Genomic DNA, 16088 nt, shown 5'->3' with positions numbered 1-16088 from the left:
CACCTGGCACTCAGATCACCGCGCCATCGCGATCCGGAATCCTGAAAAGTCACTAGCAAAAGTGGACTTTGGCTTCAAAGCACTACCCCGATTTTGTTCACGCCAAGCGAGTTGATTCAAGGGCTGTATCCGATGAAGTCCACGCTCAAATCAGGTCCAGACGTCTCCCTCAGGCGTGATCCAAACCAATCCAAATGGAGCATCCGTAAGAAACCATAATCCATCCTCATCGAGATCTTCCTGATCTCTTGCAGCAGGCCAAGCGTGACGCAGAACACCCAATTGCGCATCGATATCGCCATCGGCGAAGACACCATCCGAGGCAAGCTTCAGCTTCCCTTCCTCCATCAACATCCTAAGCATCGAGAAGAACTCTTCCGTCTGCTGCCCAAAACTGATATCGCCCCCCTCAACTTCCATATTCATATTTCTCCATAGGACTCCCATGGAGTATCCATAGGAGTAATGAAGAACATTCCTGATCGCGTCAGTCATCATTTGAACCTGATCTCCACGATTCCATTGTTGCTAATCAGAGGATACCTGATTTCAGTAGTCCACATTGCGCCTGTCTGCTGGGCTGATGAAGAGAAGCTTCGCAGAGTAAACTTTGAACCGTCAGGCCGAGTTGCAACGTAGACACATCTGCCAGATTCCACTTCTCGTTCGGCGGCAAGCCACTGCATCTTCTGCAGGCGACCGTCAGACTTGCGCGGCGTCGACGCTGTTGAGCGGATCGGTCAAGGGCGACTTAACCCGTGCGAAGGCGCCGAAGATAACACGGCCATCAACCATTAAAATTCAATCATTGTAGGCTGCCAAGAAAGCTCTTGCGGCCTTCTCAAGGTCGCCTCCATCCACGGCCCACGCCTGCAAATCACGAACCGAAATCAATCCCTCACCAAGATTCGATATAAACTCATGCGCTTGGATCGAATCTCTAACTGCAAGGACACCCAGCTCCTCGCAAACACTTTCAAAGCCGATCCAACGCCCCTCCAGATCCCCAAAGATGACGGGATATCCTAGGTCCATCAAATTATCTTCATAAGCATCAGCGGCCGAATCAAATGCCCGCCCGACGCAAGAATTATCAATCACCAAAACTGAATTCAAATCAGACGATCGAGAGAATTTTACAAAAATACCTGAACCAAAAGTTCTTGATGAACTTTCAATTAAATTTGACATAACGTCATCGTCCAACAGAACTGGCCTCTCAAAGAACCTGAAGCGCCAGCCAGACCCCCTAAAAACCATTTGCGGAAGATCCATTTCAAGATCAACCAGACGAGGAACGAATGCCGCCACCTTTTCTTTTATTTCAAGAAGATAATCATTTTCCATTTTCATTCCCGACGAAACCAATCTTCAGAACAGGCTGTTTCCGGTCAGAAATGGTGAGCGATGCAGATGGGACACCATCGGAAGAAGAACTCGGATAGGTCCTGTAGATATCGTCACCTTTCTGCAAAACGGCCACTGCCCCATCCTTGGAAACGGCCCTGGAATATTCATTACTATAAAGAGCTCCGATCGCATCACCAACGGAAACGTCTGTTTGCGTCTGATCCGCACTATATCTGGCCTGACCCTTTGAGAACTTGACATCGGTCAGAAGTAGATTTTCCCACAATGTCACAAGCTTGGGCTGAGGAACGCCTCGCCCCACTGCTGCCGGGTCCTTTGTCACCCCACTTCGAGAGCGTGTTGATTTCGGGCCAATGCGACCGCAGCTCCACCACATCCCATGCAAGGGATCCAATTTGATTGGTTGCGGGAATTGTTTCCGGACTTGCCCCCCGAGCGTAGAAGCATGCTGGGCATTGCAGAGACAGGATCCAACACCGCCATTTCCAAACGATTCCTGCCTGCAAGACGCATGCCCGCTGGTATTCCGCCAGCCAAGGCACCAACCCAACAGCCCACCCGCCAGCGCACCCACCACCTGCGACAGCGCCAGCACCAGCTCCTTCTGTTCCGGGCTCAGCTTGGAGGGGTCTCCGCCGGTCAACGTATTGGTCAGCACCTTCGCGGCCAACTCGCCACCGGCCGCGGACTCCGCCCCGGTTCCCGCATTGCCACCATTGGCTTCCGCCAGCAGCGCACCCAACATCGCATGCGACAGCAATTGCAGAGTCGCATTGGGATCGCTGCCTTGGTTCGGGTCCAGCTTGCTGCCGATGAAGTAAGCGACATAGGCCGCCAGTGCATTGGACGCGACCTGACCAGCGCCCTGTCCCGCCACACCACCCACCAGCTCCGTCGTCACTGCGTTCAGTGCACGGTTGTACTCATCGAGGCGCCCCACTTCCCCGCGCCGCTGTATGCCTGGCTATTTGCCGCCGCACCTTGCTGCGCACAGGCGCCCGATTCCATCGCCCTCAGTCACAAGGCCGTGTTGACCTTCAACATTCGTCCAATCCGCGGCCAGATCAACATGTAGAAGGCACCCACGGCCAACCCGATGAAAAGCATGATGCCAGCGCGCCTGGGAGCCCACCCAAACCAAAAGGAAGGACTGGTCCAGACCTTTATCCAAGCGCCAGGAGAGAAGGCACCCTCGAACGCGAGCCACGCCAACAAGGCACAGATTGGTGCAGCTACAACATGACGAGCTTTGAACCGCGGAAGAAATTTATCCACAAGCATAACCCCGGGCACACCGAAGATGAGGCCCAACACGGCGGCTATGGCGCAAACCAGCGACGTGAAAATTGCAGCCTGCGAAAAGCTGCCTATCCGAGAACTCAGCGGAATGCCTATGAATAGAGCCGCTCCAAGCACGGAACTGGCAATCACAGACACAATCTTTGCCCCCAACTCACGCTCACTCACTGGCAAACCTCCACCATCTTTCCATCAGGGCCCCGGTAGCTCATCCATTTCTGCCTTGAGGGAAAAGTACTCCAAGGCCACTGCAACTTGCCAACTTCGCTACCAATATCGCGCGTATTGGGACTCCACACTTGTCTATCGGCACGAATTCAAGTTGCACATTGGACGCGAACCCGTACCCCAGCCTCTGGTTGAGACTGAGAATCCACCGAATCCATCCGGAAGCACCTGTCGGATCACAAAGCCCGGATCCAATGCATGTGCTCCAGGCACCATGATGTTGATCAGACTGCTGGTGCTCGGATCGACGAGGCGCGTTACGTAACCAGTCGGGTCATCCCGTCACGCTCCGGACTATTGCAAACCCAGAAGCGCTTTTGTGCGGCGATTGAACTCCAGATACTCCCCATAGGAAAGATCAACCCTGTAACTCAGGAGAATGTGGACACCACTCGCTGTCAGTTCCACCTTATCAACCTTGCCTTCAAGCCTGGAGAAAACCTCCTCCGGTCCGAACCCAAGCGCGTCGCTGCAAAACCGGCATCCCAGAACTGGGCAGGGTACATCGTCAGGATGTTCTTCCTCCCATCGACATCTTGACTCCAGCAGCTTTCAGATCCTCAAGGGTTGGCCCCTCTCGGCCCACACCGTCCTGATAGTCCATCGAATACATACCGTACGTGACCTTCACTCTGTACGCACCGAACGCCTCGGCAACAGAAGCGACGCCGTTCCTCAGAACGCCCGGATAGTCCAGTGCCTTGTTGCTGCTTCTGAACCCATACAGAATGATCTCGTCCAACGCAGCCACATCCGCGTACCCCCACCTGGGCCCCTGTACCGATGATCGACAGACCTTTCAGTCCAGTCTTGATCTCATAGCTTGCCAGCAGTTCTTCTCCACGTCGGGTACAGGGGGCAGCTCGAGACCACGGAATCCCAGTGGGCACTCGATTACCGACATCCTATCCATGACATGGAGATGCCTCTCGGCAATCGAGATGGATCTGTCAGGCCATGCCTGAAGATGGATTGCAATGCGCTCGGTACTCACTGATTCCTGATCCTTACAGAAATCACATCGTCCATACCACTTTGTCGGATGAAGTAGTGAGCTTCGGCCGCAACCTTGATGATCGGCGTGCGCGCGTTGTGGTTGGGCGATGGCACCGAGGTGGCGAGCGGGTTGTGCTGCGCGGTGGCGGTGCAGGCCGTCAGCGCCAGCAGTGCGGTAACCAGAAGGCGGGAGCTGATCATGGGCAGATTGTAACCATGGACTGCGCGACCTGGTCAGGCCGAAGCTCGGCCAGCCGGCATGCCGCTCAGCTTCTGAAGAACGACAGGTTGTACAGAAAAGGCCCCAGACCGCGATCGCGAGTGGGATCTCGTAGATCGCGGAACGGTGCCGCAATGCCATCCGGATGAACATCACCACGGTCAGCATGGGCTGCCCGAAGAAGCAGACCCAGAAGAGCGCTTCTACACCCGGAGTGGACAACCCGTAGATTCCGAGGGAGTTGTCGGTGTTCCGATTGAAAGTGACCACACCCCAAAGGGCGAGCAGGAAAAGCCAGGCCAGTGCGCTGACGCCTGATAGAAGCAAGGTCCACCTACCGGCGCTACTCATTCCCGTCTCCGTTCGAGTTGACTGAATCCGTACCGATCAATGACCTATGCATACGCTGCCCGGGCAGATTTCCGCGATCCATGCCTCATGCCCGCCATGCCGTTCCTTCGCGTAGCGCACATGCGCGGGCGTATCAGGGTGCTGAGGCCGCATAGCTGTCATTCAGTACTCCGGGCCAGCATCCATCTCCGGGTCGAAGCAGCCCCCGGCCTGTGTGAACCATCGGATCGCCTCTTCACCCTCGGCCTCGTACTCGATGGCAAACGGCATCGGCGGACGATGCTTCTTTCTCGGATTCATGCTTCGAAACGCGGCATAGCCCTCAAGCACAGCCAGTATCTGAGGCCGCGTCAACAAGACAACGTCCTGGGGGTTCCATCGCGAGTACACCAGGAAGAAATCGGCTATCCGAAGGACAGCATGTCCCTCTCCACAATGGACGCACGTGCTGCCATCGCCACCATTTGTAGGCGCGGCAAAGGCGCTCCGGGTTCGCAGTTCGCTATCGGGGCCGAGATGGCCGAAGTCTCCATCCAGCCACGCTGCGATTTCACCGACACCCCGTCCCTGCCCATGGCGGACGACCGGCGCGTCACCGATCTTCTCTTCTCCGGAAGGAACGTGGCAATCGCCGGTCCAGTAGGGGAAAAGAACTACACGGATAGTCATTCGAAACCCACTCCCTGGTGCCGCAACGGAAACCCCTGTCCCACTTCCAGTCTACCCAACCTGATCAAAGATCACGTCAATCACGCCTGCCCGCTCAAGGCGTGACTTCACTTCCTCACTGACGATCAGCGCAGCACCGAAGTTGTCCACATGATCCACATCACCCAGCACCCATTTGCTGCCAATGCCGCTGCATGGACGGAGTCTGAAATAGTTCACGCCTGCTCCTTGCGCGCTGGTCGCCGTCCGGAATCTGGGGCGACACCCGCCCCGACAACGGGACAGGTCGTCCTGATCCAGAGCATAGCTTGAAGGAAAAGGGCACCTTCTACGAGAAGCCGTTCCGCAAAAGACACTTCAGCCGATGGGGAATACCGGCCCACGGCCCCAGGCCACGCCGGCATCGGAGAACATCCGTTCGATCTCATCCTGGAATCCTGGATGAAATGTCGTCTCACCGCTCGACTGCGAACGCAGGTAACGCGAGACCAGATCCAGGCACAGCTCCGTCGCTTCCATGTAGGTATCCAGCCACAGCACCTGCCCCTCGTCGGAAAGCTGATCCGGACGGACAACCGAGAGCTTGTGGCAGAAGGCATCGATGCTGGAAAGCCCCAGCTCCGCAGGCAGGCCGTAGGAGAGCCGCCACAGACCGGAGGAAAGGCAGCGATAGGTGAGCTCCACCGCGAAGCTCCAGTGTTCTCGATCTGCTGCGCCGGCCACACTACCCACCAGCGCATGCGGACTGTATTCGTCCAGGGTCAGCAGGTACACATACCATTCGATGTCTTCCATCACTGCGGCGGAAGTCGCCTGAATCACGCCTACTCCGTTCTGTAGTCCATCGAAGTCGTTGGTGGCGCGTACACGCACACCCGCAGACAACCATTGAAGCAGGGACGGTAGAGCCACGCCATGCGTGGCTGAGTCGCCGACAGTGCCAAGCAAGCTTGGCACCCACCAGAACAGTAGAAGTGCCGACCAACGGTCGGCACCCACAACATCAATGCAATAGCTCTGCCGCTACTTCAGGCCTCGTAGGCGGATTCGCCGTGCGAAGTCACATCCAGGCCGGTGCGCTCTGCTTCCTCGGTCACGCGCAGGCCGACCACGCTGCGCACTACCAGCAGGATCAGCGTGGTCACCACCGCCGACCACACCACGGTGAGACCGACGCTGACCACCTGCACCCAGACCTGGTGCGCGATATCCAGATCCGCCTTGGTACCACCCAGCGACTGTGCACTGAACACACCAGTAAGGATCGCGCCGACGATGCCGCCGACACCATGCACACCGAAAACGTCGGCGGTGTCGTCCACTTTCAGCAGGCGCTTGAGGCCCGTGACGCCCCAGACGCAGACCACGCCGGCCACGAAACCAATCACGATCGCGCCGAGCGGACCCACGGTGCCGCAGGCCGGAGTGATGCCGACCAGGCCGGCCACCGCGCCCGAGGCCGCGCCCAGTGCCGACGGCTTGCCCTTGCTGATTGCTTCCACCAGCGTCCAGCCGAGCACCGCTGCGGCGGTGGCCAGCACGGTGTTGAGGAAGGCCAGCGAGGCCACGGTATCGGCGGCGGCGGCCGAACCGGCGTTGAAGCCGAACCAGCCCACCCACAGCAGCATCGCGCCGATGTAGGTGAACGGCACGTTGTGCGGCTTCAGCGCGGTCTGGCCATAGCCCAGGCGCTTGCCGACGAACCACGCGGCAACCAGGCCTGCAACGCCCGCGTTGATGTGCACCACGGTACCGCCGGCGAAGTCGATGGCACCCAGCTCCCCCAGGTAGCCGCCACCCCAGACGATGTGGGCCATCGGGATGTAGCTGAGGGTGAACCACAGCGCCGAGAACAGCAGCACCGCGCGGAACTTGATGCGCTCGGCGAACGCGCCGACGATCAGTGCGGTGGTGATGCCGGCGAAGGTCGACTGGAAGGCGACGAACAGGTAATCCGGCAGGCCCTTGATCGGCGTGTTGCCCACCGACTCCGGGGTGAAGCCCTTGAGGAAGGCGAATTCGGTGAACGAGCCGAAGAACGGATTGCCGGCGCTGAACACCGCGCTGTAGCCATAGGCCACCCACAGCAGCAGCACCAGCGAGAACACCACCAGAATCTGGCTGAGTACCGACAGCACGTTCTTCGAACGCACCAGGCCGCCGTAGAACAGGGCCAGGCCCGGCACGACCATCAGCAGCACCAGCAGGGTGGAGGTGAGCATCCAGGCCACGTCGCCATGATCATAGGCGGCGGCCGCTTCGGCCACGGCCGGCGCCGCGGCTGCCGCTGCAGGGTCCTGCAGCGGTTCAACGGCCACGCTTTCGCTCGGCAGTGGCGACACCTGCGCCTGGGCGTGGGCATTGCCCGGCCAGGCACCCGCAGCCAGCGCACTCAGCAGCATCAACAGGCACACGATTTGGAACCGGGCTTGCCACCCGGTGAGAAGGCGCATCTTCATGGGGGAGTCTCCGGAAGGGGGTTACAGCGCGTCGGCACCGATTTCGCCGGTGCGGATGCGGATGACCTGTTCGACGGCGGTGACGAAGATCTTGCCGTCACCGATCTTGCCGGTGCCTGCCGACGATTGGATCGCTTCGATCACCGCATCGGCACGCTCGTCGGTGACTACGGTTTCGATCTTGATCTTGGGCAGGAAATCGACGACGTACTCGGCGCCGCGATACAGCTCGGTGTGGCCCTTCTGGCGGCCGAAGCCTTTCACTTCGGTCACGGTAATGCCCGACACGCCTGCGTCGGACAAGGCCTCGCGGACCTCGTCGAGCTTGAACGGCCGGATGATGGCGGAGATCAGTTTCATGCGCATGTCCCGATGGTGGATGGGGCCAGCACGCCAGCGCGCGTTGGCATCAGGCAACTACGGGTCATCAGGATGATGACCGTGGCTGTTGCACCGGACACGTACAGGGCCGGGACGGCCGTGCCTCTCTCCTTGCACGACCGACGCGGGAGGGAGGGCGGCCCTGGTCGCGTATCCGGTCTCTCTCTTGCCCCTGGATCAGGGGTCAGAGCCCATTCGTAAACGAACGGGATCCGACCCCGATCTGACCGCGGCTCCCCAGCCGCGAAAACGGAAGCGATGGCGGCGGGTGGGAGGGGGAAGCCCACCGCCATCGCATCCGGTCAGCTGGCGTAGTACAGCTGGTATTCCAGCGGGTGGGTGGCCGCGCGGAACTTGGTCACTTCCTGCATCTTCAGCGCGATGTAGCCGTCGATGAAGTCATCGCTCATCACGCCACCGGCCTTCAGGAACTCGCGGTCCTTGTCCAGCGCTTCCAGCGCCTGGTCCAGCGAGGAGCAGACCTGCGGGATCAGCTTCTCTTCTTCCGGCGGCAGGTCATACAGGTCCTTGTCGCTCGGTGCGCCCGGGTCGATCTGGTTCTTGATGCCGTCCAGGCCGGCCATCATCAGCGCGGTGAAGGTCAGGTAGCCCGACTGGATCGGATCCGGGAAGCGCATTTCAATGCGGCGCGCCTTCGGGTTGGACACCCACGGAATGCGGCACGAGGCCGAACGGTTGCGGGCCGAGTAGGCCAGCATCACCGGCGCTTCGAAGCCCGGCACCAGGCGCTTGTAGCTGTTGGTGCCCGAGTTGGCGAAGGCATTGATGGCCTTGGCGTGCTTGAAGATGCCGCCGATGTACCACAGCGCCAGCTGGCTCAGGCCGCCGTAGCCGTCACCGGAAAACAGGTTGGTGCCGCCCTTGGACAGCGACTGGTGCACGTGCATGCCGCTGCCGTTGTCGCCGACGATCGGCTTGGGCATGAAGGTGACGGTCTTGCCGTTGCGGTGCGCGACGTTCTTGATCACGTACTTCATGCGCAGCAGTTCGTCGGCCTTCTGCACCAGGGTGCTGAACTTGGTGCCGATCTCGCACTGGCCGGCGGTGGCCACTTCGTGGTGCTGCACTTCCACTTCGATGCCGACCTGTTCCAGGGTCTTGCACATCTCGGCGCGCAGGTCGTGCAGGGTGTCGGTCGGCGGAACCGGGAAATAGCCCCCCTTCACGCCCGGACGGTAACCGCTGTTGGCGCCGTCGTACTTGGCGCCGCTGTTCCAGGCGGCTTCTTCGGAATCGACCTTGAAGAAAGTGTTGCCCATTTCATTGGCGAAACGGACCGAGTCGAAGATGAAGAATTCCGGCTCCGGGCCGAAGAACGCGGTTTCGGCGATGCCGGAGGACTTCAGGTAGGCCTCGGCGCGCTTGGCGATGCCGCGCGGGCAACGGCCATACGGCTGCATGGTGGCCGGGTCGAGGATGTCGCAGCTGATCACGATGGTCGGATCGGCGTAGAACGGGTCGACGTAGGCGCTGGCGGTATCCGGCAGCAGCACCATGTCCGACTCGTTGATGCCCTTCCAGCCGGCGATCGAGCTGCCATCGAACATCTTGCCTTCTTCGAACAGCGACGGTTCGACGATGCTGACCGGGAAGGTCACGTGCTGCTCGACACCACGCATGTCGACAAAGCGCAGATCGACGAATTCGATCTGGTTGTCCTTGATCAGCTTCTCAACGTTTTCCACGGACATCGGTACGACCTCGGATGGGGATGAATGCCTGCTGAGGTAGAGCAACGACCGTGCCAACTTTTCGCTGGCCGCAAGTCATTGATTTCAATAAGGGCGCTCCGTGGCGGTGCAGAACGGTGCGCACCAAACGGGTGCACCCGCCACCAGACGCACCCGTTTGGTGCGGCAGGGATCGTCTATCCTCTCGACCTTCTTCCTTCCGCCGCGCGTGCACGCACCGTCCATGTCCGACCTGCTCTCCGCCCTGCTGCTGGGCATCCTCGAAGGCTTGACCGAATTCCTGCCGATCTCCAGCACCGGCCACCTGCTCATCGCCCAGCACTGGCTGGGTGCCCGCTCGGACTTCTTCAACATCGTCATCCAGGCCGGCGCGATCGTGGCCGTGGTGCTGGTGTTCCGCCAGCGCCTGCTGCAGCTGGCCACCGGCTTCAACCAGCGCGAGAACCGTGAGTACGTGTTCAAGCTGGGCGCCGCCTTTCTGGTCACCGCCGTGGTCGGCCTGGTGGTGCGCAAGGCCGGCTGGTCGCTGCCGGAGACGGTCAGCCCGGTGGCCTGGGCATTGATCATCGGTGGTGTCTGGATGCTGCTGGTGGAGGCCTACACCGCGCGCCTGCCCGACCGCGACCAGGTGACCTGGACGGTGGCGATCGGCGTGGGCCTGGCACAGGTCGTGGCCGGCGTGTTCCCCGGCACCTCGCGCTCGGCCTCGGCGATCTTCCTGGCCATGCTGCTGGGCCTGAGCCGCCGCGCCGCCGCCGCCGAGTTCGTGTTCCTGGTCGGCATTCCCACCATGTTTGCCGCCAGCGCCTACACCTTCCTGGAAATGGCCAAGGCAGGGCAGCTGGGCAGCGAGGACTGGGCCGACGTGGGCGTGGCCTTCCTTGCCGCGGCCATCACCGGCTTCGTCGTAGTGAAGTGGCTGATGGGCTACATCAAGTCGCACAGGTTCACCGCCTTCGCGATCTACCGCATCGCACTGGGCGCGGCGCTGCTGCTGTGGTTGCCCTCCGGCAGCTGAACAGCGCCGGGGTACGGTAACCCCGTTGCCGGCCCCACCCCGTTTCCCCCACGGTTCCCCAAGGAGAATCACCATGAACCGCAAGCTCACCCTGCTCCTCCCGCTGGCCCTGATGGCCGCCTGCAGCCAGACCCCGGCCCCGGCCGGCACCGGCGGCGACGACGTGGCCCCGGCCGCGGCCAAGGCAGCAGACCAGCAGACGCTGGCGCACCTGGATGCGCAGCGCCTGCAGAGCCAGCACTGGCTGCTGCAGCAGGCCACCGGCGCCGACGGCAAGCGCATCGACGCGCTGTTCGCCCGCGAAGACAAGCCGGTCACCCTGGACTTCGCTGATGGCCGCCTGTCGGTCAGCAACGCCTGCAACCACATGGGTGGCGGCTACACCCTGGCCGACGGCAAGCTGACGGTCAGTGCGATGGCCTCGACCATGATGGCCTGCACCGACAAGGCGCTGATGGCGCTGGACGAGGCCGTGTCGAGCCGCCTGCAGGGCGAGCTGAAGGCCGAGCAGGATGCCGATGGCAAGCTGACCCTGACCACCGCCAAGGGCGACGTGCTGGTGTTCAATCCGGAACCGACCGCTGAAACCCGCTACGGCGGCGCCGGCGAAACCGTGTTCCTGGAAGTGGCTGCGAAGACCGAGAAGTGCTCGCACCCGCTGATCCCGGACTACCAGTGCCTGCAGGTGCGCGAAGTGAAGTTCGACGACAAGGGCCTGAAGCAGGGCGAGCCGGGCAAGTTCGAGAACTTCTACGGCAACATCGAGGGTTACACCCACGAAGACGGCGTGCGCAACGTGGTGCGCGTGAAGCGCTACGAGGTGAAGAACCCGCCGGCCGATGCGCCGTCGCAGGCGTACGTGCTGGACATGGTGGTCGAGTCGGCCATCGAGAAGAAATAAAGCGATGGAAGGGCGGCCGAGAGGCCGCCCTTCTTCATGGTCGGTAGGGCCGGCCGCTGGCCGGCTGCCCTGCGCGGCACTGCCAACACACGGATGCTGCCGGCCAGCGGCCGGCACTACCCGGATGCATCGGGAGATCGGCATGAAGCACGTCCCCGTCCTCATCATTGCTGCGCTGCTGGCCATGTCCGCGAATGTGGCCGCTGCCAGCACGCCCAGCACCGATCAGCTTGAAGCGCACCTGTGGCAACTGGTGCGTGCCACCAACGCGCAAGGAAAGCGCATCGACGCGTTGTTCGTCCGCGGTCGCGCGCCCTACACACTGCGCTTCCAGTCCGGTTTCATGAGCGAGTTGAACCTGTGCAACCACGTCAGCAACGAGTACCGGCTGCAGGGCAACCTGCTGATCCTGCGCAACAGCGTGCAGACCACAGCGCTATGCATCGATCAGAGACTGCCCACGCAGCAGAAGCTCGCCGGAAAGCTGATGCACGGCGAAGGCTCGGCACCGACGCTTGCGCTTGACGACCGCGGCGCGCTGGTGCTGCGCAACGCGAGGGGCGACACCGCAGTGTTCGAACCGGCGGCGCTGCAAGCGGATGGAAGGTAGCGCCGGCCGCTGGCCGGCATCTTCCCTGTGTTGCCGCCGTTGCCTGCAGCAGCCGGCCCGCGGCCGGCTCTACCCTGTGTGCTGCTCAGCCCAGCGCCGGGTTCAACGTGTAGGTGCCGTGCAGTGCGGCTTCGGCCAGCACGTGGCCGTGCATGGCGCGGTACGCGTCGGCGGCGGTGAAGCGCTGCGGCAGGTCCAGCGACGCCACGTCCAGCGCGAATACCCGGAAGAAATAGCGGTGCATGCGCTCGTCGTTGAACGGCGGATACGGGCCGTCATAGCCCAGGTAATCACCGGCCATGTCCGGGTTGCCCGCGAACCAGCCGGTGAAGTCGTTCAGGCCCTGGCGGCTGCCGGCCGGGCCGGCGGGTGCGGGCTTGCCCTTCACCACGAAGCCGTCGCTGCAGCTGCCAGCGGCGATCTCCTGCACCGTGGCCGGGATATCGGCCATCACCCAGTGCACGAAATCGCAGCGCGGCTGGTCGCGCGGCACGCTCATGTCGCTGCGGCCAACCGTTTCCGGCACGGTCGGTACGTCCGGGTCCACGCATACCAGCAGGAACGAACGGGTGCCGGCCGGCGCCCCGCTCCAGGCCAGGTGCGGGTTGCGGTCCGGGGCGAAACCGTTGGCGTCGCCCGCGGCGAACTCACGATCGATCGGTGCGCCGTTGGTCAGGCTGTGGCTGGTCAACTGCATCGGACTCTCCTCACTCTTCCGGGTAACCCAGACGCACCGCAACCGGGGTGAGCTGGGCGAAGGCGGCGCTCATCACGTCGCGGTAGTTGCGCCAGTGGCCGGCCGGCAGGCGCGGGGCTCCCAGCTGTGCCGCCGGCGGCATCGGCCGCTCGAACAGGCGGCCCAGCAGTTCGGCCATCGCCTGCGGATCGTTGCCGATCTGGTCGATGCGCAGCAGCACGTGCGGGTACAGGTCGTCCTCATGCAGCGTGGCGATCTGGGTCAGCGCGCGGGTCAGCCATTCACTGGCTTCGGCCAGCGACGTCATCGCCAGCGGCGCGGCGGCACCGTAGGCCACCCAGTCCAGCAGCATGTCGCGCGGGTCGCGCAGCACCAGCACCAGGCGGCCCTGCGGCAGCTGCGGGCGCAGCGCCCACAGCAGGGCGTTGTCCCACCACAGCAGCCAGTCGATCACGGTGTCGCTCTGCAGGCCACGTGCCGGCAGCTGTTCACGCCAGCGCTGCACCAGCCGCTCCGGCGTCAGCACGCCTGAGGCCAGGTCCTGCAGCGTGTTGTAGTTCTGGAACGCATCATCGGGCGGCGTGTTGGTGTAGCGGTCGCTGCGCAGCACCGGGCTGGCAGCAGCCAGGCCGGTCGCTACCCGCTCAACGCCCGAACCCGGCGGGCCCCAGAGGAAGATCGGCGCGGAGCTGGCATCGCCGTCAATGCTGCCCTTGTCCGGCCAGCTCGGCGGGGACTTGGCCTGTGGCGGCAGTGGCAAGCGCTGCGGCGCCTGGTCAGCCTGCAGCGACAGCCAGGTGCGCAGGGCGTCCTGCGGCTGCCCGGCGCGGTCCTGGATCTCGCCCATCCACGTCCGCAGGTCGGCGCGATGCTCTTCCGGCGCCAGCTCGATCAGCGCCTGCACGCGGGCCACGGCGGCGGCGGGATCGCGCTGCAGCAGGCCTTCGACCAGCCGGGTCTCGCCGCTGACGCGGCCCGGTTCCAGGCTGACGATGCGTTCGGCGATCGCTTCGGCCTGAGCATGTTCGCCGACCATGTCATGCAGGCGCAGGCGCGCCTCCAGGGCCGGCAGATGCGCGGGCATCGCCGCCATCCAGCGCTCGACCGCGGTCACGGCGCTTTCACTGCCCACCTGCTCGATGGCCAGGCGTGCCAGCCACACATCGTGCAGCTGGTCATCGGTATCCAGTACCGCATCCAGGCGCGCACGTGCTTCATCCTCGCGCCCCAGGCGCTGCCATGACATCAGCAGCAGCTGCAGCACCTGGCGGTCTTCCGGCTGCGTCTCCAGCAGCGGCAGCAGGTAGTCCAGGGCCTGCAGCGGCTGGCCATTGCGCAGCGACAGTTCACCCGCCAGGCGGCGCATCGACGGTACGTCCATCTCCGGCTGCTGCAGGGCCACCTGCATCGCTTCGGCGGCGGCCGGTACGTTGCCCTGGCGCAGTGCCAGCTGCACCACCAGCCCATGCAGCGAGGACAGCGACGGATTGAGTTCCAGCACGCGGCGGAACGACTGCTCTGCAAACGCCAGCATGTCCTTGCCCAGGTAGGCAAAGCCCAGCGCGTACAGCACGCGGGTATCGTCCGGCAGTGCCTTGCTGGCAGCCGACAGCAGCGCCAGTGCGCGGTCGGCGTCACCGCGGCGCAGTGCAACCATGCCGTCGATGGTCAGCAGTTCCGGATGGTCCGGCTCCACGCGCGCGGCCAGGGTGGAGATGCGCTGCGCTTCGTCGAAGTCATTGCGGCCGATCGCCAGGTGCGCCTGCATCAGATAGGCGGAGAACGAGTTCGGATCGAGGCCGGTGGTGCGCACCAGTGCTTCGTCGGCACCCTCGAACTGGCGCAGTGCCAGCAGCAGGCCGGCATGCTGCAGGTGCAGCTGGGCGTCGTCCGGGGCCAGCCGCAGCGCCTGCTGCAGGGCCTCCATCGCCTCCTCGGCGTTGCCCTGCTGCTGCAGCGCAAGCGCCAGCCAGCGGTGGGCGTTGGCCTGGCCGGGTTCGTCACGGGTCCACGCCTGGGCCAGCTGCACGGCCTGGTCGGCCTGGTTCTGGCGCAATGCTTGGATGATCTGGTCTTGCATGGCAGTCCGGTTCAAGTGCAAAGCCGCATTGTAGCGGGCTGCGCGCTGTCGCCGGTTCAGGCCTGCAGGACCCGCTGCAGGCGCTGGGCGACCCAGCGCTCGGAGAAGCCGTCGCCGCGCCAGTTTTCGATGAACCCGCAGTGGCCGCCCCAGCAGGCGGTTTCCAGGCGCGCCTGGCCCGGCAGCTGCCAGTTGCTGAAGGTCGCGTACGGAATCACCGGGTCATCCTGCGCCATCAGGATGTCGGCCGGTACCTGCAGGGACGACAGGCGGTCGCCGGCGATCGAGTAGCCGTCGAAATAGGCCTGCAGCGAACCGAAGCTGGTGTGGCGCTCGACCAGCCAGGCGGTCAGCGCGCGGATGTCCAGCTTCAGCACGCGGTCGTCGCAGTCGCTCAGCTCGGGGAACAGATCGCGCTTGCGGCGCAGCGAGCCGGCCCACTTGCGGCGGAAGTACCAGTCGTACATCGCCGGGCCGTTCTCGATGCTCTCCATCGTCAGCGCCGGGTCCAGCACCGGGCACACCGAGGCGACGCGCAGCAGCGGCACGCCGGCCGCCGGCGCGCGCAGGGCCAGGCGCAGCACGAAGTTGCCACCCAGCGAATAACCGGCGGCCACCAGCGGCAGCTGCGGCCAGCGCTGGGCGATATCACCCGCGGCGTGCACCACTTCATCGATGAGATTGGAGTGGAAGATGCCGGGGTTCAGGTGATGGGTGTTGCCGTGGTCGCGGAAGTTCAGCCGCACCACGTCGAAGCCCTGCTCGATCATGCGCGCGGCGGCCATGCGCATGTAGCTGGATTCGGCACTGCCTTCCCAGCCATGCAGCAACAGCGCGATGCCCTTGGGCTCGCGGCCTTCGACATGGCTGTGCCAGCCCTGCAGGCGCACGCCATCACCACCATCGAGGATCAGCTCTTCGCTGACCGCACCGGTGGCCGCCAGCAGCAGCAGGCCGCGCTGCAGGCGCATGCGGCTGGAGCTGAGCATCGACTGCAGGTGCGGATTGCGCAGCCAGCGCGGCGGCTGATAGTCAGCCGCATGCAGCGTCGGCGTACCGGCGTCCAGGACAGGTGGCGGGATCAGGGCCACCGCAG

Annotated in this window: 17 protein-coding genes; 3 read left to right on the top strand and 14 right to left on the bottom strand. The window is 63.1% G+C overall.

Annotated features, from left to right (window positions below; all coding sequences use genetic code 11):
- Window positions 1-150: 150 nt before the first annotated feature.
- The 11 genes from AC5P9N_RS10095 to glnA form a co-directional block, all read right to left on the bottom strand.
- Window positions 151-495 (bottom strand): DUF596 domain-containing protein, encoded by a 345-nt coding sequence (locus tag AC5P9N_RS10095; protein WP_158230130.1) that lies wholly within the window; start codon window positions 493-495, stop codon window positions 151-153.
- 306 nt (window positions 496-801) lie between these two features.
- The gene (locus AC5P9N_RS10090) at window positions 802-1347 is read right to left on the bottom strand and encodes a hypothetical protein (RefSeq protein ID WP_143569549.1); all 546 of its coding nucleotides are present in this window, start codon (window positions 1345-1347) and stop codon (window positions 802-804) included.
- Entirely contained in the window at window positions 1337-2311 is a 975-nt protein-coding gene (locus AC5P9N_RS10085) for a VENN motif pre-toxin domain-containing protein (protein ID WP_099485234.1), read from the bottom strand. The genes AC5P9N_RS10090 and AC5P9N_RS10085 overlap by 11 nt, the downstream gene beginning before the upstream one ends.
- 1095 nt (window positions 2312-3406) lie before the next feature.
- Window positions 3407-3640 carry a hypothetical protein gene (locus AC5P9N_RS10080; protein ID WP_049459037.1) on the bottom strand — a complete coding sequence of 78 codons (234 nt, stop codon included), beginning with the start codon at window positions 3638-3640 and terminating at the stop codon, window positions 3407-3409.
- Between the two features lie 248 nt (window positions 3641-3888).
- Window positions 3889-4095: a hypothetical protein gene (locus AC5P9N_RS10075; protein WP_229298704.1), complete on the bottom strand. Its 207-nt coding sequence runs from the start codon at window positions 4093-4095 to the stop codon at window positions 3889-3891.
- A 532-nt stretch (window positions 4096-4627) separates the two neighbouring features.
- Window positions 4628-5134, bottom strand: a complete 507-nt coding sequence (locus AC5P9N_RS10070) for a hypothetical protein (RefSeq protein ID WP_164212626.1) — start codon at window positions 5132-5134, stop codon at window positions 4628-4630.
- Window positions 5135-5185: 51 nt separating this feature from the next.
- Window positions 5186-5353, bottom strand: a complete 168-nt coding sequence (locus AC5P9N_RS10065) for a hypothetical protein (RefSeq protein ID WP_154329121.1) — start codon at window positions 5351-5353, stop codon at window positions 5186-5188.
- A gap of 138 nt (window positions 5354-5491) precedes the next feature.
- Complete coding sequence (locus AC5P9N_RS10060) at window positions 5492-5956, bottom strand: hypothetical protein (protein ID WP_143569547.1); 465 nt, start codon at window positions 5954-5956, stop codon at window positions 5492-5494.
- A 206-nt stretch (window positions 5957-6162) separates the two neighbouring features.
- On the bottom strand, window positions 6163-7593 hold the full coding sequence (locus AC5P9N_RS10055; protein ID WP_099485236.1) for an ammonium transporter: 1431 nt from the start codon (window positions 7591-7593) through the stop codon (window positions 6163-6165).
- A gap of 21 nt (window positions 7594-7614) precedes the next feature.
- On the bottom strand, window positions 7615-7953 hold the full coding sequence (locus AC5P9N_RS10050) for a P-II family nitrogen regulator (RefSeq protein WP_004134334.1): 339 nt from the start codon (window positions 7951-7953) through the stop codon (window positions 7615-7617).
- A 323-nt stretch (window positions 7954-8276) separates the two neighbouring features.
- On the bottom strand, window positions 8277-9686 hold the full coding sequence (glnA, locus tag AC5P9N_RS10045; protein ID WP_005407550.1) for a type I glutamate--ammonia ligase: 1410 nt from the start codon (window positions 9684-9686) through the stop codon (window positions 8277-8279).
- A gap of 223 nt (window positions 9687-9909) precedes the next feature.
- On the opposite strand from glnA, the gene AC5P9N_RS10040 reads away from it, so the two are divergent.
- From AC5P9N_RS10040 to AC5P9N_RS10030, 3 genes are all read left to right on the top strand, one after another.
- Window positions 9910-10704 (top strand): undecaprenyl-diphosphate phosphatase, encoded by a 795-nt coding sequence (locus AC5P9N_RS10040; protein ID WP_014645490.1) that lies wholly within the window; start codon window positions 9910-9912, stop codon window positions 10702-10704.
- 73 nt (window positions 10705-10777) lie between these two features.
- Window positions 10778-11605, top strand: a complete 828-nt coding sequence (locus AC5P9N_RS10035) for an META and DUF4377 domain-containing protein (RefSeq protein WP_005407548.1) — start codon at window positions 10778-10780, stop codon at window positions 11603-11605.
- Between the two features lie 142 nt (window positions 11606-11747).
- A complete protein-coding gene (locus AC5P9N_RS10030) occupies window positions 11748-12215 on the top strand; it encodes an META domain-containing protein (RefSeq protein ID WP_099484024.1) in 468 nt (155 codons plus the stop codon).
- 85 nt (window positions 12216-12300) lie between these two features.
- On the opposite strand, the gene AC5P9N_RS10025 is transcribed toward AC5P9N_RS10030, so the two are convergent.
- Genes AC5P9N_RS10025 through AC5P9N_RS10015 form a run of 3 tightly spaced genes read right to left on the bottom strand, consistent with a single transcriptional unit; the run spans window position 12301 to window position 16038 of the window.
- A complete protein-coding gene (locus AC5P9N_RS10025) occupies window positions 12301-12912 on the bottom strand; it encodes a YbhB/YbcL family Raf kinase inhibitor-like protein (RefSeq protein ID WP_005407546.1) in 612 nt (203 codons plus the stop codon).
- Between the two features lie 10 nt (window positions 12913-12922).
- Window positions 12923-14992, bottom strand: a complete 2070-nt coding sequence (locus tag AC5P9N_RS10020; protein WP_049449730.1) for a tetratricopeptide repeat protein — start codon at window positions 14990-14992, stop codon at window positions 12923-12925.
- Between the two features lie 56 nt (window positions 14993-15048).
- A complete protein-coding gene (locus AC5P9N_RS10015; RefSeq protein WP_024956257.1) occupies window positions 15049-16038 on the bottom strand; it encodes a YheT family hydrolase in 990 nt (329 codons plus the stop codon).
- Window positions 16039-16088: the final 50 nt, after the last annotated feature.

Source organism: Stenotrophomonas sp. YJH_SMC_6 (genome assembly GCF_059371335.1).
Note: the sequence above shows the minus strand (reverse complement) of the source record. Positions and strands in the feature narration are given on the sequence as shown.

Coding starts and splice junctions, on each gene's coding strand:
- AC5P9N_RS10095 (WP_158230130.1), bottom strand. CDS start 495: ATGACTGACGCGATCAGGAATGTTCTTCATTACTCCTATGGATACTCC.
- AC5P9N_RS10090 (WP_143569549.1), bottom strand. CDS start 1,347: ATGGAAAATGATTATCTTCTTGAAATAAAAGAAAAGGTGGCGGCATTC.
- AC5P9N_RS10075 (WP_229298704.1), bottom strand. CDS start 4,095: ATGATCAGCTCCCGCCTTCTGGTTACCGCACTGCTGGCGCTGACGGCC.
- AC5P9N_RS10070 (WP_164212626.1), bottom strand. CDS start 5,134: ATGACTATCCGTGTAGTTCTTTTCCCCTACTGGACCGGCGATTGCCAC.
- AC5P9N_RS10055 (WP_099485236.1), bottom strand. CDS start 7,593: ATGAAGATGCGCCTTCTCACCGGGTGGCAAGCCCGGTTCCAAATCGTG.
- AC5P9N_RS10050 (WP_004134334.1), bottom strand. CDS start 7,953: ATGAAACTGATCTCCGCCATCATCCGGCCGTTCAAGCTCGACGAGGTC.
- glnA (WP_005407550.1), bottom strand. CDS start 9,686: ATGTCCGTGGAAAACGTTGAGAAGCTGATCAAGGACAACCAGATCGAA.
- AC5P9N_RS10040 (WP_014645490.1), top strand. CDS start 9,910: ATGTCCGACCTGCTCTCCGCCCTGCTGCTGGGCATCCTCGAAGGCTTG.
- AC5P9N_RS10035 (WP_005407548.1), top strand. CDS start 10,778: ATGAACCGCAAGCTCACCCTGCTCCTCCCGCTGGCCCTGATGGCCGCC.
- AC5P9N_RS10030 (WP_099484024.1), top strand. CDS start 11,748: ATGAAGCACGTCCCCGTCCTCATCATTGCTGCGCTGCTGGCCATGTCC.
- AC5P9N_RS10025 (WP_005407546.1), bottom strand. CDS start 12,912: ATGCAGTTGACCAGCCACAGCCTGACCAACGGCGCACCGATCGATCGT.
- AC5P9N_RS10020 (WP_049449730.1), bottom strand. CDS start 14,992: ATGCAAGACCAGATCATCCAAGCATTGCGCCAGAACCAGGCCGACCAG.